We start from the raw sequence: 22,977 nt of genomic DNA on the forward strand, positions 1-22,977 counted from the left end.
AATATAGGAATTGCAAGTTTGTGTATCTATTAATTAAACGTACTTTTGCAGCTTCAAAAATTAGATTATGACTGAGTTTATAAGAAAGATAGTGCCAAATGCAAAAGATGATGTTTTAGCCGGAATAACCGTGTCTTTAGCAATGATACCAGAGGTTGTTGCTTTTGCCTTTGTTGCGCAAATAGATCCATTAATGGCTTTATCTGGAGCATTTATTATAGGATTAATAACTGCTATTTTTGGAGGTAGACCAGGTTTAATTTCTGGTGCCGCAGGAGCTGTTGCTGTAATTTTTGTTACCATGATTGCAGATGGGCATACTAAAGGCATGTTAATGGATATTCCAATTGAGAATATGGGTTTTTTCTACCTTATGGCTTGTGTGGTGCTAATGGGAATCATTCAAATTTTTGCAGGAGTTTTTAAATTAGGTCGTTTTGTTCGTTTAATTCCGCATCCAGTAATGATGGGTTTTGTAAACGGTTTATCTATCGTCATATTTATGGCACAGGTAAAAATGTTTTCGCATAAATCTTTACAAGTGTCAGATGCAGGAGTAAAAGAGTATATAGGTACTTATATGCAAGGTTCAGAATTATATATCATGATTGGTTTAGTTCTATTTACCATGGGAATAATTTGGGGATTGCCAAAAATAACGAAAAAAATACCTGCTGCATTAACTGCTATTTTAATAACGAGCCTTATTGTAATAGGTTTTAATATGGATGTTTCTACCGTTGGATCTTATATTATAGAAGGAGGAGGAACAGGTTTAAAAGGTGAGTTTCCAACGCCAAATATGGAGCTTTGGGAAAAATTACCATTTAATTTAGATACACTTAAATTTATCGCATTACCTGCATTTTTAGCCGCTTCGGTAGGTTTAATAGAATCGTTAATGACTATGAATTTAGTCGATGAGTTAACCGATACAAGAGGAAATGGAAATAGAGAATGTGTTGCACAAGGAGCCGGAAACATTGTTTCTGGTTTATTTGGTGGAACAGGTGGTTGTGGTATGATTGGTCAAACAGTAATTAATGTTAATGCTGGTGGACGTGGACGTTTATCTGGAATAATGATGGCTGTTACTTTGTTATCTTTTATTCTGTTTGCAGATAAGTTAATAGAAATGGTACCAATTGCAGCTTTAGTAGGTGTAATGTTTATGATGGTTATTGAAACTTTCGCATGGTCTAGTTTTAGAATTTTAAAGAAAATACCAATGTCTGATGCTATTGTACTTATTACAGTGTCTTTAGTTACAGTATTTGTAGATTTAGCAGTTGCTGTTTTTGTAGGTGTAATAATTTCGGCTTTAGTATTTGCTTGGGAAAATGCTAAGAAAATTAGAGCTAGAAAACGTGTGAAAGAAGATGGGACTAAGGTTTATGAAATTTGGGGACCATTATTTTTTGGAAGTATTCAAGCCTTTAACGATAAGTTTGATGTTAAAACAGATCCAGAAAATGTAGAGATTGATTTTGTAGAATCTCGTATAAGCGATCATTCTGCAATTGAAGCTATCTTTAATTTAGTAGGAAAATACGAAGCAGAAGGTAAAAACATAAAACTTAAGCACTTAAGCGAAGATTGTAAAATATTACTATACAAGTCTAGTCCTAAGTTTAGAGAGGTGATCGTAGAGGCTATAGACGACCCAAGGTATCATTTAGCTGCTAATCCAGAGCAATTCCCTAAGCCTTTATCTGAGTACAAATTATAGATGAACAGTCTTAAAAGAGTGTTAAAATACGATAAAAAGTGATTTAATACCGATTAAGCGCTTTTTTGTTATGTTGTTTTTTTATCTTGCGCGATATGAAAACTTACCTAAAAAAGTGTTACTATTTTGGTTTGGTTGCTGTCTTTTGTTTAGTATGCCCAGTGTATGCTCAACAAGAGCCTGACCTTACTAAATTTATGTATGCAGAAGTTGATAGAGCTTATGAGCTTAATCAGCGCACTAAATATGGTGAAGCCATTGAGGTTACTACTAAAGTATTAAAATTTGCTAATAAGGTTAATGACGATTATCTTAAAGCTAAAGCTTATAATAACTTAGGGACTTCTCATTATTATGTAAATAATGAGGATTTAAGTTTTGATTATTTGTTTAAGTCCAAGGATATATCTGTAAAGTTAAAAGATACTTCTAGAATAATAATAGCTTATAACAACTTAGGTGTTAACTATAGGGCTTATGGAAAATTAAGTGAGTCTAATATTTTTTTTAAAAAATCTTTAAACCTAGCAGAAGTTAGTAAAGCTCAAAAAGAATTAGTATTTCCTCTATTTAATATAGGTGTTAACTTAATTGAAAAAGAAGAGCCAACGCTTGACGATTACAAGGAAAGCTACAAAACACTTAAAAGAGCAGAGGTACTAGCACATAAGTATTATAATGAAGAAGCCATTGTAGGAGAGGTTTTTGAAGTTTTAAGTTATGTCCACCATAGACTTGGAGATAAGCAAGAATCTTTAGAATATTATAATAAAGTTCTAGAGTATACTCAAAAGCACAATTATTTAGAAGTTAAAGCCGAAGCACATTCAGTTAGAGCTAGCATATACGTTGAAGAGAATGATTTTGAAAAAGCTTATTACGCACTAGAGGATTATGTTACAACCATTGACTCAGTCTATTCACTAAAGGAATTTGAAAAAGCTAAACAAATTGAAGCTAATAATTTCTTAAAAGAGAATGACCTTAAGCTAAAACTTGTAGAAAAAGAAAAGAGACTACAAGCTCTAGATATAGAAAGGACAAGAACTTTTAATGGCGTTTTAATATTTTTTACTGTAATTTTATTACTCTTAGGTTTTTGGATTCATAAAAAAAATACACAATTAAAATTAGCTAAGGATAAAGCCGAAAACCTATCTAAGGTAAAAAGTGATTTTTATTCTGAAATTAGCCACGAACTCCGTACACCACTCTATGCAGTTATTGAGCTGTCTGGCTTATTGTTAAAAGAAAATGTAAGTGTAAAGCATAAAGAATATATAGAATCTCTTCGATTTTCTGGAAACCACTTAATGTCTTTAATAAATAATGTATTAGAGCTTAATAAAGTGGAGTCTGGTAAAATGAAAATACAACAAATAGATTTTGACTTAAAAAATCTAGTATCCAATATTATTGAGAGTTTAGAATATGCATTAAGAGATAGTAATAATACAATAAGCTTTAAGTACGACGATAGTATTCCTAAATCATTAACAGGTGACTCTTTAAAAGTATCTCAAATACTTATAAATTTAATTTCAAATGCTATTAAATTTACTAATAATGGGCATATAGAAATTGAAATAAATAAATTAAAAGATATTGATGAGGACGAAGTTGTATTAGCTTTTAAAATTGTAGATAATGGTTCTGGTATTTCTGAAGAAATGCAAAGTCAAGTATTTGAAGATTTTTATCAAGAACATTCCAAAAATGGAAGGTCGTATAAAGGAACAGGCTTAGGTTTATCTATTGTTAAGCGCCTATTAGTAGTAATGGGAAGCGATATCAATGTTATAAGTAAAGAAAATGAAGGTTCTACTTTCTTTTTTGAGCTTAATTTTAGAGTTACTGAAATTGATAGCTTACCTATTATTATATATAAAAGTCAACTAGAATATATTAAAAACAAGAATTTTTTAATTGTAGACGATAATAAAATCAATCAATTAGTAACACGCAAAGTGCTTGATAATTTAGATATAAAATCTAAAGCAGTAGACTCGGGTGCTAAAGCGATAGCAATTGTTAAAGAAGAAGAGTTTGACTGTATCTTAATGGATATACATATGCCAGAGCTAGATGGTTATGAAACTACAGAGCTTATTAGAGAGTTTAATAGAGATGTGGCAATTGTGGCTTTAACGGCTGCTACAAAAAATGAAGTCGAAGTAAAAGCTAGTATGCATGGTATGGACGACTATATATTGAAGCCTTTTATAACTAAAGATTTTGTAGAAACCATTACAAAAGCAATGCATAGAAGGCAGTAAATTTACTTTTTAACTCTTACACTATTTGGAACTAACTTAGTATAATCTCCATTATTTCTTATTACTTCTCTAACAATAGAAGAGGAGATGTAGCTAGTGCTCGCGGCAGTTAATAGAAATACTGTTTCTATTGGAGCTAAATCTCTATTGGTGTGTGCAATAGCTTTTTCAAACTCGAAATCGGCAGGGTTTCTAAGTCCACGAAGAATAAATTCTATTCCTAATTTTTGACAAAAATGTACAGTTAAGCCTTCGTAGCTTACTACTTTTATTTTTGGTTCGTCTTTAAAGGCTTCTTTTATAAAATTCATACGTTCTTCTAAAGAGAACATATATTTTTTTGCAGAATTTACACCTATAGCAACTATAACTTCATCAAACAAAGTAACGCCTCGTTTAATAATATCATAATGTCCAGAAGTTATAGGATCGAAAGATCCTGGGAATAGTGCTTTTCTCATACTATAAAATTACAATTTTTATTTCAAAGCCTCGTTAATAGCGCTCTCAAATAATTCAGACATTATAATTCCTGCCTTTGCTGCTTGTTGTGGTAAAATGCTTTCGTTAGTTAAACCTGGTATAGTATTTATTTCTAATAAATGCGGTTCTCCGTCTTTAAAAATAAATTCACTTCTCGAGAAACCTTTCATTTTTAAGATGTTATACACTTTTTTAGCAAGGGTGTTTACTTTGTCTTCTTGAGTTTTAGATAATCTTGCAGGTGTGATTTCTTGAGATTTCCCAAGGTATTTGGCTTCATAATCAAAAAAATCGTTCTCACTTACAATTTCTGTTATTGGTAATACTGTAGTTTCACCTTTATAAGTAATTACACCAACAGAAACTTCTATGCCATCAAGAAAAGATTCTATTATAATTTCGTCGTCTTCTTTAAAAGAGTTGTCTATTGCTGCTTGTAGTGCTTCTTTTTTATGAACTTTCGAAATACCAAAACTACTACCAGCCTTATTAGCTTTTACAAAACAAGGCAATCCTACTTTAGCAATAATCTCATCTTCATTTACGGTATCTCCTAAATTAAGATAATAACTTTCGGCAGTTAAAATACCATAAGGTTTTAGCACACTTAAGCAATCACGCTTATTAAATGTTAAAGCGGCTTGATAGGCATTACAACTTGTTTGTGGCATGCCAATAAGCTCGAAGTAAGCCTGCATAAAGCCATCTTCTCCGGGAGAACCGTGAATAGCATTAAAAACACAGTCGAAAGTAATTTTTGTTTCGTTAACTAAAACGGAAAAATCGTTTTTATCAACAGGAAATTCCGTATCAAAAGCGTCTACATATACCCATTTGTTTTCAAATATGTGTATGCGGTATGCGTTATACTTATTTTTGTCTAAATTATTATAAACAACGTTACCGCTTTTTAGAGAAATTTGGTATTCGCTAGAATAACCACCCATTATTATGGCAATATTTTTTTTCATCTTTAATTTCCGCGAAAGCGGTAGTCTTAAAACCGTTAAATTTCGTATAAATTATAAGAAGCAAACCATAAGCTTCAAATTTATTTATAAAGCTAAAATATCATTTATTTTATAGCAAACGAAAACCTTTTTGTTTTTATATATTTGCATACCTTTTTAGTTGTGAAAATAACGATAAGGCTTTTAATCTTTTTTAATTAAAATTAACCAATGAGTATTATTAAATTTCTAACAAGTAAAACGTTTTTTAAGCAGCTTGCCTTAGCTTTAATTGCACTATTAGTTTTATGCTTTATTATTATTAAGTGGTTAAATATTACCACTAATCATGGTAACTTTGAAGTTGTTCCAAATTTAACAGGAAAGTCTATAGATGTTGCTAAAATAGAATTAGACGAAAATAATCTAGTTATGGAAATTCAGGATTCTGCTAATTTTAATCCAGACTATCCTAGATACTCTGTAATAGAGCAAGAGCCTCCAGCAGGAGAAAATGTAAAAGAAAATAGAAAAATATACCTAACACTTAATCCTTCAGGATATAGAAAAATACCTGTACCAAATATTCTTAATCGTACTTTTCGTCAAGCAAGACCTACTTTAGAGGCTTTAAATTTTGAAATAGGTAAGAAAACATATGTAGATAATATAGGTAAAGACGAAGTGTTAAACTTACGTTTTGAAGGCAAGGTTTTAAAACCTGGGACTTTACTACCAAAACACTCTAAAATAGATGTTGTTTTAGGAAATGGTAACCGTCCTAACTAAATTTTAAATGGATAAATATACACCACAATTACCAGAGCAAAACGAAGCTGGAGAAACAGTTTACGAGCACCACGCATTTATTGCAGATAAAGGGCAATCTCCTTTACGTATAGATAAATGGCTTATGAATAAAGTCGAAAATGCAACTAGAAGTAAAATTCAAGCTGCAGCTAAAGACGGTCATATATATGTAAACGACATCGCAGTTAAATCGAACTATAAGGTTAAGCCAGAAGATAAAATAAGAGTACTATTATCGCATCCACCTTTCGAAAATTTATTGGTTGGAGAAGATATGCCTTTAGATATCGTTTACGAAGACGAAACACTTTTGGTAGTTAATAAGCCTGCTGGAATTGTAGTGCACCCAGGACATGGAAACTATTCTGGAACTTTAATTAATGGATTGATTTATCACTTTGAAAACTTACCTAAAAATTCTAGTGATAGACCGGGTTTAGTACATAGAATAGATAAAGATACCAGTGGATTGTTAGTTGTTGCTAAAACAGAAAAAGCAATGGCACATTTATCTAAGCAATTTAAAGACAAAACTAGCGAACGCGAGTATGTTGCTATTGTTTGGGGAAACATGAAAGAAGACGAAGGTACCATAGAAGGTAACATTGGTCGTCATCCTAAAAATAGATTGCAAAACACTGTGTTTTTTGATGATGAAGCAGATAAAGGTAGGCACGCAGTAACACATTATAAAGTGTTAGAGCGTTTAACCTATGTTACTTTAGTGGCATGTAAACTAGAAACTGGTAGAACACACCAAATTCGTGTACACATGAAATACATTGGACATACTTTATTTAACGACGAACGTTATGGTGGTGAGCGTATTTTAAAAGGAACAACATTTACCAAATATAAACAATTTGTAGATAACTGTTTTAAAATATTACCACGTCAAGCACTACATGCTAAAACATTAGGATTTGTACATCCAGTTACAAATGAGTTTATGAGTTTTGAAGCTCCTATACCTCAAGACATGCACGAGTGTATCGAGAAGTGGAGAGGTTATAGCACGCATTTAGAGGCTTAAATTGATGTAGTTAATAGGGGTTTAGTATGAGAAAGATTGTTGTAATACTTTTTATTGCTTTGGGTTTAAATTCTATTTTAGCTCAAGTAGATAAGAATATTCACGCGTTAGATTCCATGCAAAATCTTTTAACCACAGATGTTAAAGATATAATCGATAGTAATTTAATTGATAAAAAAGTTGTGTTTTTAGGAGAAGCGCAACATAATTTTGGATCAGATTTTTTAGCTAAAACAGAATTTGTAAAGTATTTAGTATTAGAAAAAGGATATAAAGACATTGCTTTCGAAAGTGATTTTTTTGCACTTTATTTCAATCATAATAAAAGTGATTTATTCTATTTTTGGTCAGGATCAATACAATGTAAAGCACTTTTTGAATTTCTGAAAGAGCATAATGTTACTATTTGGGGCTTCGATAATCAACTGTATTCTATTTATACACAGAATAATTTCGCGATTAAATTAGAAGAGTTTTTAAAGACAAATGCTATTGATTTTGATGAAAACTTTATCAAAACAACAGAATTCTATATTAAAAACAGAAAAAAAGCTAATAAAGTAGTTGGTAAAGATAATTTAGCCTATTTGCTTCGTGAAGTAGAAAGACTATTAAAAGACAATAAAGTTAATAAAGATAAGCTTTGGTTTCAATTCTTAGAAAGTTACAAAAGTGATATTCTAATAAATTCAAAACACAAAAGTAATAATAAGGGAATACCAATTAGAGATCGTCAAATGGCTAAAAATCTAGATTTCCTTGTTAAAACAAACCCTGATAAAAAGTTTATTGTTTGGTTAGCGAACGCGCATATGGCAAAACATGAATATAAGTTCATGAAAGGTCAAACCATGGGCAGTCAATTTGTAAATTTAAATCCTGATATTTCTTATCATATTGCTGTTTCATCTGTTTTTATGCAATGGAGAAAACCTAAATGGTTAGATAAAATGAGTAAGGACGAGAATAATTTACTTCATTTTTTACCTTCGCTTGATAACAATTATTTTATAGATTCTAAGCAGCTTATTAACGATAATCCTGAATACGAAGACAAAGAGTATGTGGGAATGTTTAATTTAAATAAGCATAAAACCAATTGGTTTAAACACTTTGATGCTTTAGTTTTTATTTCTAAAGGAGAAGCTGTAGCATATCCCGAACGAAAATTAGATTAGCCTATTTTAGAATAGAATAAATCTTTGTTAATGGTATTTTAAAAGCACTCATATTATTGTAAATTCGTAGTAGAAAAAAGAATTTATGAAACTAGTATTGTCACCAGCAAAATCATTAGATTTTGAAAGTAAATTACCAACAGAAAAAACTACCGAAGCTCAGTTTTTAAAACAGTCAGAGCGTATAAGCAAAGTACTTAAAAAGAAGTCGGCTAAGGCAATTTCAGAATTAATGCACGTTAGTGATGCTTTAGGGCAACTTAATTACGAGCGTAATCAAAATTGGCAATTACCATTTACTAAAGATAATGCAAGACAAGCGGTTTATGCTTTTAGTGGCGATGTTTATAGAGGTTTAGATGCTTATACAATACCTACAGATAAAATAGAAGTACTGCAAGATAAAGTAAGAATCCTTTCCGGTTTATATGGTGTTTTAAAACCATTAGATTTAATGCAAGCGTATAGATTGGAGATGGGCACAAAATTACCAATCAGTACAAAAAAGAACCTTTACGAATTCTGGAAAAAAGATGTGGTAACAGCTTTAAATCAAGAATTAGAAGACGATGAGGTTTTTGTAAATTTAGCAAGTAAAGAATACTTTAAAGCTATAGATGTAAAGGCATTAAAAGTGCCAGTTATAACTGTAGATTTTAAAGAATTTAAAGATGGTAAATATAAAATTGTTGCCTTCTATGCTAAACTAGCAAGAGGATTAATGGCTAGATATATTGTAGACACTAATGCGCAAACAATAGAAGATTTAAAAGGGTTTACAACCGAAGGTTACGGTTTAAGCGACGAGCTTTCAACCGAAAACCATTTAATTTTTACAAGATAAATTACTTTGTTTAGCAGCACCTTCCTTAAGTTAAAGGAAGGTGTGTTTTACTTTAGTAAAACTCGGATGGTTTGAAGAAAAAGGCGAAGCACTTTTTAAAACAAAGCGCTATAATTTTTTTCAATTATTAACTAAAAGTAAGAGCACTAATTAAGGTTTGATTTTTTTAGTAATTTCAATTTTGGTTTCTGGTCTTACGCGTTTTTTAATCTTAGGTCTTCTCACACCGTGAGTTCCTCTATTAATTTTTCCGCGTTTTGTCTTTTTATCTCCTCTTCCCATTTAAATTTTGTTATTGGTTTCCTTGAAGATACTAATATTTTGAGGCTTTCTTTACTATATTTAGAACTTTAAACTAATTTTAACTAATGTATTATTATTATCTAATTGTTGCACTACAAGTGTTTTGTATTTATCATGTAATTAAGAATAGAAACCAATATTATTGGATCTTTCTAATCTTATTTGTGCCCGCAATAGGTTCAATTATATACCTAATTACTCAGGTTTATAATAAGCGTGATGCTACAATTATAAAAGAAAACTTAACATCGGTTTTAATACCAACAAAACGCGTTAAGGATTTAGAGAAGAAACTTCAGTTTTCCGAAACCTTTCAAAACAGATTAGACTTAGCAGATGCTTTGTTCGAAATGAAAGATTATAAAAATGCAATCACGCATTACGAAATAACTTTAAAAGACGAAACTCAGAATAATTACTTCATATTAGAAAAACTAATAGCATCTTACTATAGTTTAAAAGATTATAATAAAACTATCGCTTACGCGGAAGCACTAAAGAAGCATCCGGAATTTAGTAAATCGAAATCAGAATTTATCTACGGACTAGCATTAGATAAAACAGGACAGTCTGAAGCTGCCGAAAAATATTTAAAAGCGATAGATCAACGCTATTCTAATTATAGCGAACGTCTAGTATTGGCTAAATTTTATATTGAAAGTAATAAAATTGAAGCAGCAAAAGAGATTCTAAACGAAATAACAATAGAATCTCAACACATGACAAAGCCAAACAAACGCAAATATAGAGCAACAATTAGCGAGGTTGAAAAGCTGTTAAAAACACTATAATATTTCTAACAAGTGTATTAAATGAAGTGTTGTCATTCTTGCGAAGGCAGGAATCCGCTTTAAAAATGAAAATGCTTAGCAATAGAATAATTTAAAAGACCACTGCCTTTTTAGGAATACATGTTTCAACACAAACATCCATACCAACCATTTATTAAAAACGACACTAAAAAACTTATTGTCGGTACGTTGCCACCTCCAAGATTTACTACAGGAAACCTATTAGAAAAAGATGTGAATTTCTGTTACGGCAGTTATTACAATAGTTTATGGTTATTTATAGAGAAGATTCATAACCTTAATTTGCGTTACGATAATTCCATCGAAGCAATTAAACAAAGACAAGACTTTTTAATTAAACACAAAATAGGTGTTTGCGATATTGTAGAAAGTTGCGAACGCGAGAAAATTGATGCATCAGATATTGGAATGCAAAACATTGTACTTCGGGATGTTATTGCTTACATAAAACAATATCCAAGTATAGAAACAATTATATTTATTGGCGGAAAATCTAAAAATGGTCCAGAGTATTTCTTCAGAAAACATATAAAAGACTACAATATAAAGCTCGAATTAGTTTCAAAGGAAACGCCCAGAGTCCATCAATTTGAGCTGGTAGGTCATTCAGAATGCAGTGAAGAATCTCTGCAAAGCAAGAATAGAATTATTAAAACAGTCTCGTTAACCTCGTCTTCTGGAGCGGCAAATATTTCTATAGGTAGTAATCCATTATACAAACAACTTAAAGCTAGTAACCCTAAATTTAATACGTTCGATTTTAGAGTGCTTCAATACAGCGAATACCTTTAGTTAAGATTTTTTCAGTTGCTTATTAATTTTCTTAATAGCAGACTCAATAGATTTTTCGGGTTCTATAATATTGTATTCTCCCCAAAACTCAGGATCGGAAAAACCAGAGGCTTCATCGGCTAAAATAGTATAATGTTTTAACCTGTTTTTTGGCCTGTTAACAAAGGCAGTAGTATTGTTGTTCCAATCGGTAATTGCCATTTCACTATGTAAAGTGTAACGACTATTAAATAGCCTGTTGTCCCATTTTACTTTAAAAGTTAAAAAGATATTACTGTATCCAAAATACCATTTACCATCTTTAACTCTATAGTTTACACGAAAGGAAGCTTCACTAGGATATACTGTTGCTTTATTGGGTTTCTTTTTTACAAATAGTGCGCTTGCTTGTTCTCTGTTGCTTACATTAAGATTATAGACAGCACTTGTTAAAGCATAATTTTCGGCATCAATATAGAGCTTGCCATAATACATTGGTCTAGTAATATTCTCCTTTTGCTCGAAACTCACAACAAAAACCAACTTGTTATTTATTTGCGTAGATTTATTAAAACTGAAATTATAATCTTTAAAATCTTCGTTATTAAAAATGTACTCAGGATATTTAATAATGTCTGTATGTAAAGCGCTAAAAGGGCCGCCTTGTAATTTTAGTGCTAAAGTATCTAGTTTAGTATAATCAGTGTTTTTTCTTGCTTTAATTAACTTAATAGCATCTTTCCTATTTGTGGTATATGGTTGTTTGTGTATTTCTAAAACAGCTTCAGAAAGTGATGCATTCTTATTTCGTTTTTTAATCGTTTCTCTGTAGAAACTTGTCATAACAGTTTCTGTATTTAAATAGTTTTCAGCCTTTAAGCTTAATGCCTTTTTTACTAACGTTTCTGCATCTTTAGGAGCATTAACATCTATTTGTGCTAATACAGTTGCTGCAACAATTAGTTTTATTTTGGAGTTCTTTTTCTTTAATTCAGAAAGTGGTATTTGTAGTTTTTTATATCCTAAATAAGAGACCAAAACAGCTTTGTCTTTATGCTCCATTGGGACTTTAAGTAAAAACTCGCCTTCGCTATTTGTTACCGTACTAATATTGGTGCCAATTACAATTAAATCTGCCAAACCTAAGGCTTTGTTAGAATCTGTATCGATAACTTTACCATTGTATTCTAAGCTGTTTTGTGAGAAGCAAAAACAGGATAGTAGTAAAAAGACAATAGTAATGATTCTTTGGTTTAACGGACTAATATTTAAGTTTTTCATAATTTATAGAGTATAGAAATACCATTTAAAGTTAGTTGTTTTTAACATATTTCCACTCGTTTTTTATGTTAATTTTAAGAGTCTACTTAGTATAAAGAATCTTATATTTACACATACTTATCAATTATATATGCCATCAGATTGTATTTCATTTAAAGACACTGGATATTTTTCTCAACTTATTTGTGATTATTTAGCTGAAGCTGAAACGCTAAAGCCATTCTATAATCGTTTTCCTAAGCTAGAAAATTTTAAAGCTCAAATAGAAGAAAAAAGTGCTTCTTTTAAGCAAGAGACAAGAACTGTTTTAGTTAATGTTTTAAAAAAACAATATCAAAATACTGAAGCTTCTCAAGCCTCTTTAGATAATATTACAGCGCTTCAAGACAGTAAAACATTTACAGTAACAACAGGTCACCAGTTAAATCTATTTACTGGGCCATTATATTTTTTGCATAAAATAGTGTCGACTATAAATTTAGCAAAGCAATTAAAAGCTGAATATCCCGAAAATAATTTTGTGCCAATTTATTGGATGGCTTCCGAAGATCATGATTTCGATGAAATTAACTATTTCAATTTTAAAGGAAAAAAAATACAATGGAATAGAGAAGCATCTGGAGCAGTTGGAGAGCTTAATACCGAAGGATTAGAAGAAGTCTTCAATACTTTTTCTAAAGAATTAGGTGTTGGAAGAAATGCCAATACACTTCGAGAGCTTTTTAAAAAGGCTTATTTAGAACACGATAATCTAGCCAAAGCAACTAAATATATAGCGAACAATTTATTTACAGATTATGGTTTAGTAATTGTTGAAGCTAATAATATAGCATTAAAGCAATTATTTATTCCGCATGTAGAAAAGGAATTAATAGAACAAATTTCAGAAGAAAAAGTTCTGGAAACAAATGCTAAAATTGAAGATTTAAACTTCGGAATACAAGTTAACCCAAGAGCAATAAATCTTTTTTATATAACCAAAGACATAAGAGAACGTATAGTTTTAGAAAACGATATATATAAAGTTTTAAACACAAATATAAGCTGGAGTAAAAGTGAGATACTAAAAGAAGTCAATGACTTTCCTGAACGTTTTAGTCCTAATGTAATTTTAAGACCATTATATCAAGAAGTAATTTTGCCAAACCTGTGCTATATTGGTGGAGGCGGAGAATTAGCATATTGGTTTCAGTTAAAATCTAATTTTAAAGCGCATAATGCGGTGTTTCCTATTTTACTGTTGCGTAATTCGGTGTTAATAAAAACCAAGCAACAAGCCGATAAATTAGTAAAGCTAAATATTTCGAACAAAGACATTTTCTTAAAAAGAGAATCTTTCATAAATAAAAAAGTAAGAACGATTTCTAATATAGATATCGATTTTTCAGAACAAATAAATCATTTAAAAAATCAGTTTAACGGTTTATACGAATTGGCTAAGCAAACCGACAATTCTTTTGTTGGAGCAGTATCTGCCCAAGAGAAAAAACAAGTTAATGGTTTAGTAAATCTTGAAAAAAGATTGTTAACAGCTCAAAAAAGAAAACTAAAAGATCAGGTCGAGCGCATGACAGATCTCCAAAATCAGTTATTCCCAAATAATAGTTTACAAGAGCGAAATACTAATTTTAGTGAGTTATACCTAGAATTTGGTACAGAATTAATTCCAGAATTAATAAAAAACTTAGAACCATTAAAAGGAGAGTTTACAGTGTTAACAATTTAATTCAAAATTCACAATTCTGCATTCGTAATTTAGAAATCTATTACTATTTTTGCGTATGCAACACGACAAAGTACTTATTTTAGATTTCGGATCGCAATACACACAACTTATTGCGCGTAGAGTTAGAGAGCTTAACATCTATTCCGAAATATTTCCATTCAACAAAATTCCAACAAATTTAGACGAGTATAAGGCTGTTATCCTTTCGGGAAGCCCTATGTCTGTAAGGTCTGATGATGCTTTTCATCCAGAACTAAAAGGCATTCGTGGCGTAAAGCCAATGCTTGCTGTATGTTACGGCGCTCAGTATTTAGCACACTTTTCTGGTGGAGAAGTAGCAGAATCTAATACTAGAGAATACGGTCGTGCAAACTTAAGTTTTGTAGAAGAAGATGCGTTTTTAAAAAACATATCTGCAGGAAGTCAAGTATGGATGAGCCATAGTGATACTATTAAAAGCTTACCAACTAACGGTAAGTTATTAGCAAGTACGCACGATGTAAAAAATGCAGCCTACAAAATAGAAGGCGAAACTACATATGCTATCCAGTTTCATCCAGAAGTTTACCACTCAACAGATGGAAAACAATTACTAGAAAACTTTTTAGTAGACATTGCAAATGTAAATCCAGATTGGACACCAAATGCATTTGTAGGTGAAACAGTAGAAGCATTACAAGAAAAAATAGGAAACGATAAAGTAGTACTAGGTTTATCTGGAGGAGTAGATTCTTCGGTAGCAGCCATGTTATTGCACAAAGCCATTGGCGAAAACCTATATTGTATCTTCGTAAATAACGGTTTATTACGTAAAAACGAATTTACAGATGTGTTAGAGCAATACAAAGGTATGGGCTTAAACGTTAAAGGTGTAGATGCTTCGGCACGCTTTTTGGATGCACTAGTAGGACTGAGTGATCCAGAACTTAAACGTAAAGCAATAGGAAATGCTTTTATAGAAGTTTTTGATCAAGAAGCAAATTTAATAGAAGACGTAACATATCTTGCGCAAGGCACAATCTATCCAGATATTATAGAAAGTGTAAGTGCAACAGGAGGACCAAGCGCAACAATAAAAAGTCATCATAATGTAGGTGGATTACCAGACTTTATGAAACTTAAAATTGTAGAGCCACTTAAAGCCTTATTTAAAGATGAGGTGCGTAGAGTAGGAGCTTCAATGGATATGGACCCAACCTTATTAGGGCGCCATCCTTTTCCTGGACCAGGTTTAGCTATTAGAATTCTTGGAGATATTACAGCAGAAAAAGTGCGTATTTTACAAGAAGTCGATGCTGTTTTTATTAACGGATTAAGAGACGCTGGTTTATACGATAAAGTATGGCAAGCAGGTGCAATCTTATTACCGGTAAACAGTGTTGGTGTTATGGGAGATGAGCGTACATACGAAAAATGTGTAGCACTTAGAGCAGTAGAAAGTACCGATGGTATGACGGCAGACTGGGTAAATTTACCATACGAGTTTTTACAAAAAACAAGTAACGATATCATTAACAAAGTAAAAGGTGTTAATAGAGTAGTTTACGATATTAGTAGTAAACCACCAGCAACTATTGAGTGGGAATAAAATTCCTTTAAAAAAAGGAATCTCTTAAATAGTATCGAGAAACGAAGCGACTTAAGAGCAACAAATAATTTATATAAAAATGCTGTAGTTAATAATTGCAGCATTTTTTAAGACATAAAATAAGTATTAAGAAGTTGGGCGTTACCACAAGGGTCGCGTTTTCCATTGTATCTTTTTTTTGTCCTGAACATGTTTCAGTACCTTTTTAAACCAATATTTTTTTCGTTTTAAGAAATGGTATTAATTTAAGAGAAAAAAAGGATGGAATTACAACCGCTAACGCAACTTTGAACGTATAATAAACATATGAAGAAAATAATATACATCCTTAGCCTATTAGTAATATTAAGTTGTGCCACTGCAAATGCACAAAAATATAATACGCATAGAATTAAATCTGGAGAGACTGTAGAGTCTATAGCTAAAGAATATAAGGTGTCTACATCAGATATTTATAAGCTTAATCCAGATTCGAGAGAGAAACTAAGCCCAAATTCAATTTTAATAATTCCTAAAGCTGGCACAGTTTCAACATCGACTACAACAACTACAACAACACCCGAAAAAGAAAAAGTAGTTGAGAAGACTTTCGATAAGTATGTTAAACATAAAACAAGAAGAAAAGAAACCTTATTTAGTATTTCTCAAAACTATGATATAGAAATTGAGGACCTAAAAAAGCATAACAAATTCTTGTATGCTAATAATCTTAAAAAAGGTGATAGATTACAGATTCCAGTATATAAAAAGGTTATTAAGTATGTAGATGTTACTTCAAATTTAAATACAAAATACACAGTACAACCAAAGGATGGTAAATGGAGAATAGCTTACAAATATGGTATAACTGTAGAAGAGTTAGAGGCATTAAATCCTGGTATGTCTGGTATGTTAAAGTCTGGACAAATTATAAATGTACCTAACTTAGAAACTGAAGCGGTTAAGGTTGTAGACGAAAAATATAGCTATTATAAGGTTTTACCAAAAGAAGGATTTTACAGATTAAAAGTAAAATTAGGTCTAGAGCAAGCAGAATTAGAAGGCTTAAATCCAGAATTAGCTACTACAGGTCTAAAAGATGGAATGATATTAAAAGTACCATTCGATAAGTCTGTAGATAAAATAGAAAGTAGTTTTGCAAAAGGCGGTGTTATAGATAATACCGATGAAATAATAAAACTATCTAACAACGTATCAGATTTAAATGTAAAAAACATAGCAGTTATGTTACCATTTACACTTAACAAGATAAATGCAGATTCTATTTACGATACAAAACGTAAAATTAAAAACGATAGAACTTTAGGAATCACTTTAGATTTTTACACAGGTGTTTTAGTAGCATTCGATTCTCTTAAAAAATTAGGTGTTAATCTTAAGGTCGATGTTTACGATACACAAAACAGATTAAGCGAAGTTAATTCTATTATAAGTCGTAATGATTTTTCTGAAACTCATGCAGTTATTGGTCCGTTATTGGCTAATAATTTTAATGCAGCAGCAAGTGGTTTAGAACGCCACAGTGTACCAGTAGTTTCTCCAATTATGAGTAATGTAAATGTTGGGCGTAACGTGTTTCAATCAAGGCCGGATACTAACGATCTAAAAACAAAAATTGTAGATTATTTTAAAAGAGATTCTTTAGCTAAAATTGTAGTGATTTCAGATAGAAAAAGCCAAGCAACAAGCAATATGCTAAAAGGGAAATTTGCTAATGCAAAATTAGTAAATTCTCGTTTAGATAAGAAAACTAAAAAAGATGCTTATTTTATTATAGAGCAAGATTTAATAAATGTTATTAAGCCAGGCCATAATGTTGTGTTTTTAGAAACAAATAATGCCGGTTTTGTATCTAACGTAGCAAGTATTCTTAATGGTTTACAAATTAAAGGGACTACAATTACTTTAACGACTACAAATCAAAATAAAGCTTTCGAAGACGAAGAAGTTTCAAACTACCACTTGTCTAATCTTCATTTTACATATCCTTCAATTTCAAAAATATTAAATTCGGAATCGAGTAATTCGTTTGTAAAACAATACGAGCAGCAATATGGTATTTCTCCAAATAAGTATGCTATTCGTGGTTTCGATTTAACAATGGATGTAGTGTTGCGTTTAGTAACGTCTCCAGATTTATATCAATCTGTAGAAGATACTCCAATGACGTCTTACATCGAAAATAAATTCGCCTATAAAAAGAAGTTGTTTGGTGGGCATTATAACGAAAGTGTTTATATAGTAAATTATAACGATTTGGTTATTGAAGAAGTAAAGCAATAAGCTAAGCTGCTCTTTCGTTTTAGTAGATTATAATTATATTTATGACAAAGCTTTTTATAATCGTTACTTTTTTATTGTGCGTTCAAAGTAATGCTCAAGAATTTACATGGAACGAAAACCGCCAGTTAAAATGGGAAGACTTTAAAGGAGAGCCAGACGAAAACTCTAATGCAGCAGCAGTAACAGCATCTGGGATTACTTTTAGTTATTCTATAGAAAAAAGTAGTGTTCATGGTGTAACAGGTTTTAATACTAAAGCCTTTGCGTATTTTTATCCAGAACAATCTTGGCGTAAAAAGGATGTAGTTAATAGTCATATTTTAAAGCACGAGCAGTTTCATTTTAATATTACGGAGCTAAATGTTAGATATTTTCGAGAGCAAATTTCTAAATTAAAAGCATCTTCTAAAATTGCTAAGCAACTTGATGCTCTATTAAAGCAAGCGAATATAGATTTAGAAAAAATGCAAAGGCTTTACGATGCAGAAAGTAATTACTCCATTAATAAAGCTGAACAGCAAAAATGGGTGGATTTTGTAAATAAAGAATTAAAACGATTAGAAAAATATAAATCTAAATAATGCAACTTCAACCAGATAAAAAGTTTCTAATTAAATTGGCACACACTAAAATGCCTTTTGGAAAATACGAAGGCAGATACTTAATAGATTTACCAGAACACTACGTAGTTTGGTATCACAACAAAGGTTTCCCTAAAGGAAAGTTAGGTGAAATGCTTGAAACCGTTTATATGTTGAAGCTAAACGGTTTGGAAGGACTTATTAAGAATATCCAAAAGAACTTTGATAAGATTTAGTGGGTTTTTAAACGTAAAGATTTTTAATTCCTATTGATAGAGGAATGTTGCAACGTGTTTAGTTTTTTTTATTCTTTAAAAATATCTTCATCTTCATAATGACTTATTTTTTACTGATGATATCAATACTAAACCACTCAAATGTTCTATGCTTGATGTCTAACGAAGTTAAAACATTTCAATAAAAATTCAAGTGTAAAAACACTCATAAAACAAGTTAGTTATACACGAATAAATTCATCTAAAAATAAAACTTTAAAGACTAATAACTTCCCATAAAATATCGTAAATTTGCTCGCGTTTAACAACGCACAATGGCAACTACAACAAAATACATATTTGTAACGGGAGGAGTTACTTCTTCACTTGGAAAAGGTATCATCGCAGCATCTCTAGCGAAGCTTCTTCAAGCACAAGGTTACAGAACTACAATTCAAAAATTAGATCCTTATATAAATGTGGATCCTGGAACTCTAAATCCGTATGAGCATGGTGAATGCTACGTTACAGACGATGGAGCAGAAACAGATTTAGACCTTGGTCACTACGAACGTTTTTTAAACGTACCTACTAGCCAGGCTAATAATGTAACTACAGGTCGTATCTATCAAAGTGTTATTCAAAAAGAACGCCGTGGCGAATTTTTGGGTAAAACGGTACAGGTAATTCCGCATATTACAGACGAGATAAAACGCAGAATCCAAATTCTTGGACGTTCTGGAGATTACGATATTGTAATTACAGAAATAGGAGGAACTGTTGGGGATATCGAATCGTTACCTTATGTAGAAAGCGTAAGACAATTAAAATGGGAATTAGGTGAGAATAATGCATTAGCAATTCACTTAACCTTAATTCCATATTTAGCAGCAGCTGGAGAATTAAAAACTAAGCCAACACAACATAGTGTAAAAACGCTAATGGAAAGTGGTGTGCAAGCAGATATTTTAGTGTGTAGAACAGAGCATGAGCTGTCGCAAGATATTCGTCATAAACTAGCACGTTTCTGTAATGTAACACCAGATTCTGTAATACAATCTATAGATGCATCTACTATTTACGATGTGCCTAATTTAATGTTAGAAGAAGGTTTAAATACTGTTGTTTTAAGAAAATTAGGCTTAGAAAGTAATACACCAGACTTAACAGATTGGAATGCTTTTATAGAGCGTCATAAAAATCCAAAATCTGAAGTTACTATTGGTTTAATAGGGAAATACGTAGAACTTCAAGATTGTTATAAATCTATATTAGAAGCCTTTATTCATGCAGGAGCAGAGAATGAGGTGAAAGTAAATGTAGAATCTATACATTCCGAATATTTAAATGGAGACAATGCTAAAGCAATGTTATCTCATTTAGATGGTGTTTTAGTAGCACCAGGATTTGGAGAGCGTGGTATAGAAGGTAAAATTGATGCTGTAAAGTATGTACGTGAACATAATATTCCATTTTTAGGTATTTGTTTAGGTATGCAAATGGCAGTTATCGAGTTTGCTCGTAATGTACTAGGTTTAAAAGATGCTAACTCTACAGAAATGGACGAGAATACAGCAAATCCTGTTATTAATTTAATGGAAGAGCAAAAGACCATTACAGATAAAGGTGGTACTATGCGTTTAGGTGCTTGGGATTGTAAATTAACCGACGATAGTATTGTTAGAAAAGTTTATAAGGCCGAAACGATAAAAGAACGTCACAGACACCGTTACGAGTTTAATAGCGATTACAAAGCGCAAATTGAAGCAAAAGGTATGATTGCTACAGGTTTAAATCCTGATACAAGTCTTGTCGAAATAGTGGAGATACCTACGCATCCTTGGTTTGTTGGTGTACAATACCACCCAGAATATAAGAGTACAGTGTCTAATCCACATCCACTTTTTGTGGCATTTGTAGCAGCAGCTTTAAAGCATAAGAAAAGTAAATAAGATGTCAGTTTGGCATAAATAAAATAACGGATTACTTTTTGAAGAGTAATTTTATGAAAACATAAAACCTGTTTGTTTTTTAACATTCAGGTTTTTATATGAGAATACTAACTAGATTACCACTCGAAGTTTCGAGATAGCAGAAATAATATGGAAGAAAAAAAATTAGACGTAAAATCGATAATAGGTTTCGTACTTATATTTGGAATTTTATTATTTATGATGTGGCAAAACCAGCCAACACCAGAAGAAATCGCTGCAGATAAAGCTAAACAGGAGCAAATTGATGCAGATAAAAAGGCTAAAGAAGCTGTTATCGCTCAAGACGATACAATAGTAACAACGGCAGACGATTTCACTAATATTAATCCAAACGATTCTTTACAACAAGTAGCGCTTAATAATAAATTAGGAGCATTTGCTTATGCTGCAAGTTTGCCTTCGCAAGACGCCACAGTAGATAACGGTGTACTTGAATTAACATTCTCTAAAAAAGGTGGTCACTTATCAGAAGTAAAGCTTAGTAAATTTGTAGATTTCGATTCTATTCCAATTTATTTAGTAAAAGATAATAACGCAAGTTTCAATATTAATTTAGGAACTTCAGATAGTCGTATTTTTAATACTAAAGATTTACCATTCCAATCTAAAGTAACTAAAAACGGAGAAAATACTTTAGTTTCTATGAAGCTTAAAGTTTCTGAAACTAAGTTTTTAGAATATTTATATGTAATCAAGCCAAACGATTACATGATAGATTTTACTATTAAATCTCAAGGTTTAAGTAATGTAATTAATGGTTCTCAAGAGGTGAAGCTAGATTGGACCCAAACTAGTAAGCGTCACGATCAAAGTGTTAGTTACGAAAACCGCTATACGCGTTTAACATACCAGCATGATGATGGAAATATAGATAAACTATCACAAGCAGGTGAAGACGAAGAAACTGTAGAAGATGTAGAGTGGTTATCTTTTAGACAGCATTTCTTTAGTTCTATTTTAGTAGCTAACGATAAGCCTTTAAAATCTGTAGCATTAACATCTAAAGATTTAGTAGAAGACGAAGATATAGATACATTATTTACTAAAAAATATGGTGCTAAAACTGTTTTAGCTTTAAGCGGAAATGAGCTTAATGAAAACTACGGTTTGTTTTACGGTCCTACAGAAAGTAAAGTTTTAAGTAAATACGATAAAAACTTAGAAGCGAGTATTCCACTTGGTTGGGGACTTTTTGGTTGGATAAACGCCTATTTATTTATTCCCTTATTTAGCTTTTTAAGTTCTTACTTGCCTTACGGTATTGCTATTATTGTAATGACTGTGTTAATTAAATTAGCCATGTCTTTTGTACAATACAAACAGTATTTATCGCAAATGAAAATGAAGATCTTAAAGCCAGAATTAGAGGCTATTAAAGAGAAGCATAAGGATAACAAAATGAAAGCGCAACAAGAGACAATGGCACTGCAAAATAAGGCAGGAGCAAGTCCTTTAGCAGGATGTTTACCAGCATTAATACAAATGCCAGTATTCTACGCTTTATTTATGTTTTTCCCAACAGCATTTGCATTAAGACAGAAAAAGTTTCTTTGGGCGGACGATTTAAGTTCTTTCGATTCAATTTACCAATTCCCTGACGGTTTTAGTATTCCTCTTTATGGAGATCATATTAGTTTATTCCCAATCTTAGCAGGTGTTGCAATTTTCTTCTATATGAAGTTAACAACAGGACAACAACAAATGTCTGCACCACAGCAAGAAGGTATGCCAGATATGGCTAAGATGATGAAGTACATGATTTACTTTGCACCAGTAATGATGATTATATTCTTTAACTCTTATGCTTCTGGTTTAAGTTTATACTACTTTATCTCTAACTTAATTAGTATTGGTATTTTATTAGTAATCAAGAATTACATTTTAGATGAAGATAAAATTCTTGCTAAAATTCAAGTACAAAAAGCGAAGCCAAAGAAGGAAAGTAAATTTCAGAAAAAAATGAAAGATATGATGGAGCAGGCAGAGCAACAAAAGCAAGCACAAAAGCGTAATAAAAAATAAAAAGAATAATTTTTTATAAAGCTGTCATTCATTAATAAAGTTTGGCAGCTTTCTTGTTTAATACAATTCGGTAATAATACATTGATTTTGACATTCGG

The 22,977-nt window shown here is 31.4% G+C and carries 19 protein-coding genes; 15 read left to right on the forward strand and 4 right to left on the reverse strand.

What is annotated here, in order from left to right; all coding sequences use genetic code 11:
* Positions 1 to 67: 67 nt before the first annotated feature.
* Positions 68 to 1,729: a SulP family inorganic anion transporter gene (locus tag Q0935_RS08835; protein ID WP_299384853.1), complete on the forward strand. Its 1,662-nt coding sequence runs from the start codon at positions 68 to 70 to the stop codon at positions 1,727 to 1,729.
* Positions 1,730 to 1,824: 95 nt separating this feature from the next.
* On the forward strand, positions 1,825 to 4,005 hold the full coding sequence (locus tag Q0935_RS08840; protein ID WP_299251462.1) for an ATP-binding protein: 2,181 nt from the start codon (positions 1,825 to 1,827) through the stop codon (positions 4,003 to 4,005).
* Positions 4,006 to 4,007: 2 nt separating this feature from the next.
* On the opposite strand, the gene coaD is transcribed toward Q0935_RS08840, so the two are convergent.
* The gene (gene coaD / locus Q0935_RS08845) at positions 4,008 to 4,466 is read right to left on the reverse strand and encodes a pantetheine-phosphate adenylyltransferase (RefSeq protein ID WP_299384858.1); all 459 of its coding nucleotides are present in this window, start codon (positions 4,464 to 4,466) and stop codon (positions 4,008 to 4,010) included.
* Positions 4,467 to 4,484: 18 nt separating this feature from the next.
* Positions 4,485 to 5,459 (reverse strand): D-alanine--D-alanine ligase, encoded by a 975-nt coding sequence (locus tag Q0935_RS08850; RefSeq protein ID WP_299251467.1) that lies wholly within the window; start codon positions 5,457 to 5,459, stop codon positions 4,485 to 4,487.
* Between the two features lie 210 nt (positions 5,460 to 5,669).
* On the opposite strand from Q0935_RS08850, the gene Q0935_RS08855 reads away from it, so the two are divergent.
* The 4 genes from Q0935_RS08855 to yaaA all read left to right on the forward strand — a co-directional run bounded on the left by Q0935_RS08855 (position 5,670) and on the right by yaaA (position 9,303).
* Positions 5,670 to 6,227, forward strand: coding sequence for a PASTA domain-containing protein (locus tag Q0935_RS08855; protein WP_299384861.1), 558 nt, complete (start codon positions 5,670 to 5,672; stop codon positions 6,225 to 6,227).
* 7 nt (positions 6,228 to 6,234) lie between these two features.
* Positions 6,235 to 7,281: an RluA family pseudouridine synthase gene (locus tag Q0935_RS08860; RefSeq protein ID WP_299384865.1), complete on the forward strand. Its 1,047-nt coding sequence runs from the start codon at positions 6,235 to 6,237 to the stop codon at positions 7,279 to 7,281.
* Positions 7,282 to 7,307: 26 nt separating this feature from the next.
* On the forward strand, positions 7,308 to 8,459 hold the full coding sequence (locus Q0935_RS08865; protein ID WP_299384868.1) for an erythromycin esterase family protein: 1,152 nt from the start codon (positions 7,308 to 7,310) through the stop codon (positions 8,457 to 8,459).
* 85 nt (positions 8,460 to 8,544) lie between these two features.
* Entirely contained in the window at positions 8,545 to 9,303 is a 759-nt protein-coding gene (yaaA, locus tag Q0935_RS08870; RefSeq protein ID WP_299384870.1) for a peroxide stress protein YaaA, read from the forward strand.
* A gap of 150 nt (positions 9,304 to 9,453) precedes the next feature.
* Here the strand turns inward: yaaA and Q0935_RS08875 are convergent, their stop codons facing one another.
* Positions 9,454 to 9,585, reverse strand: coding sequence for a 30S ribosomal protein THX (locus tag Q0935_RS08875; RefSeq protein WP_083477139.1), 132 nt, complete (start codon positions 9,583 to 9,585; stop codon positions 9,454 to 9,456).
* An 86-nt stretch (positions 9,586 to 9,671) separates the two neighbouring features.
* Here Q0935_RS08875 and Q0935_RS08880 point away from each other — a divergent pair, with 86 nt between their 5' ends.
* Both Q0935_RS08880 and Q0935_RS08885 read left to right on the forward strand, forming a co-directional pair.
* Entirely contained in the window at positions 9,672 to 10,397 is a 726-nt protein-coding gene (locus Q0935_RS08880) for a tetratricopeptide repeat protein (RefSeq protein ID WP_299384873.1), read from the forward strand.
* Positions 10,398 to 10,517: 120 nt separating this feature from the next.
* Positions 10,518 to 11,210: a uracil-DNA glycosylase family protein gene (locus Q0935_RS08885; protein ID WP_299384876.1), complete on the forward strand. Its 693-nt coding sequence runs from the start codon at positions 10,518 to 10,520 to the stop codon at positions 11,208 to 11,210.
* Here the strand turns inward: Q0935_RS08885 and Q0935_RS08890 are convergent, their stop codons facing one another.
* Positions 11,211 to 12,470 (reverse strand): carboxypeptidase-like regulatory domain-containing protein, encoded by a 1,260-nt coding sequence (locus Q0935_RS08890; protein ID WP_299384879.1) that lies wholly within the window; start codon positions 12,468 to 12,470, stop codon positions 11,211 to 11,213.
* A gap of 130 nt (positions 12,471 to 12,600) precedes the next feature.
* Here Q0935_RS08890 and bshC point away from each other — a divergent pair, with 130 nt between their 5' ends.
* From bshC to yidC, 7 genes are all read left to right on the forward strand, one after another.
* On the forward strand, positions 12,601 to 14,196 hold the full coding sequence (gene bshC / locus Q0935_RS08895; protein WP_299384883.1) for a bacillithiol biosynthesis cysteine-adding enzyme BshC: 1,596 nt from the start codon (positions 12,601 to 12,603) through the stop codon (positions 14,194 to 14,196).
* A 55-nt stretch (positions 14,197 to 14,251) separates the two neighbouring features.
* A complete protein-coding gene (guaA, locus tag Q0935_RS08900; protein WP_299384886.1) occupies positions 14,252 to 15,784 on the forward strand; it encodes a glutamine-hydrolyzing GMP synthase in 1,533 nt (510 codons plus the stop codon).
* 306 nt (positions 15,785 to 16,090) lie between these two features.
* A complete protein-coding gene (locus Q0935_RS08905) occupies positions 16,091 to 18,067 on the forward strand; it encodes a LysM peptidoglycan-binding domain-containing protein (RefSeq protein ID WP_299384888.1) in 1,977 nt (658 codons plus the stop codon).
* Between the two features lie 41 nt (positions 18,068 to 18,108).
* Entirely contained in the window at positions 18,109 to 18,648 is a 540-nt protein-coding gene (locus Q0935_RS08910) for a hypothetical protein (protein WP_299384892.1), read from the forward strand.
* Positions 18,648 to 18,884: a DUF3820 family protein gene (locus tag Q0935_RS08915; RefSeq protein ID WP_299251504.1), complete on the forward strand. Its 237-nt coding sequence runs from the start codon at positions 18,648 to 18,650 to the stop codon at positions 18,882 to 18,884. The genes Q0935_RS08910 and Q0935_RS08915 overlap by 1 nt, the downstream gene beginning before the upstream one ends.
* A 314-nt stretch (positions 18,885 to 19,198) precedes the next feature.
* On the forward strand, positions 19,199 to 20,815 hold the full coding sequence (locus tag Q0935_RS08920) for a CTP synthase (RefSeq protein WP_299384895.1): 1,617 nt from the start codon (positions 19,199 to 19,201) through the stop codon (positions 20,813 to 20,815).
* Between the two features lie 150 nt (positions 20,816 to 20,965).
* Positions 20,966 to 22,879, forward strand: coding sequence for a membrane protein insertase YidC (gene yidC / locus Q0935_RS08925; protein ID WP_299384899.1), 1,914 nt, complete (start codon positions 20,966 to 20,968; stop codon positions 22,877 to 22,879).
* Positions 22,880 to 22,977: the final 98 nt, after the last annotated feature.

The sequence above is a fragment of the uncultured Lacinutrix sp. genome, assembly GCF_947500605.1.
In the GTDB taxonomy this organism is placed as follows: domain Bacteria; phylum Bacteroidota; class Bacteroidia; order Flavobacteriales; family Flavobacteriaceae; genus Lacinutrix.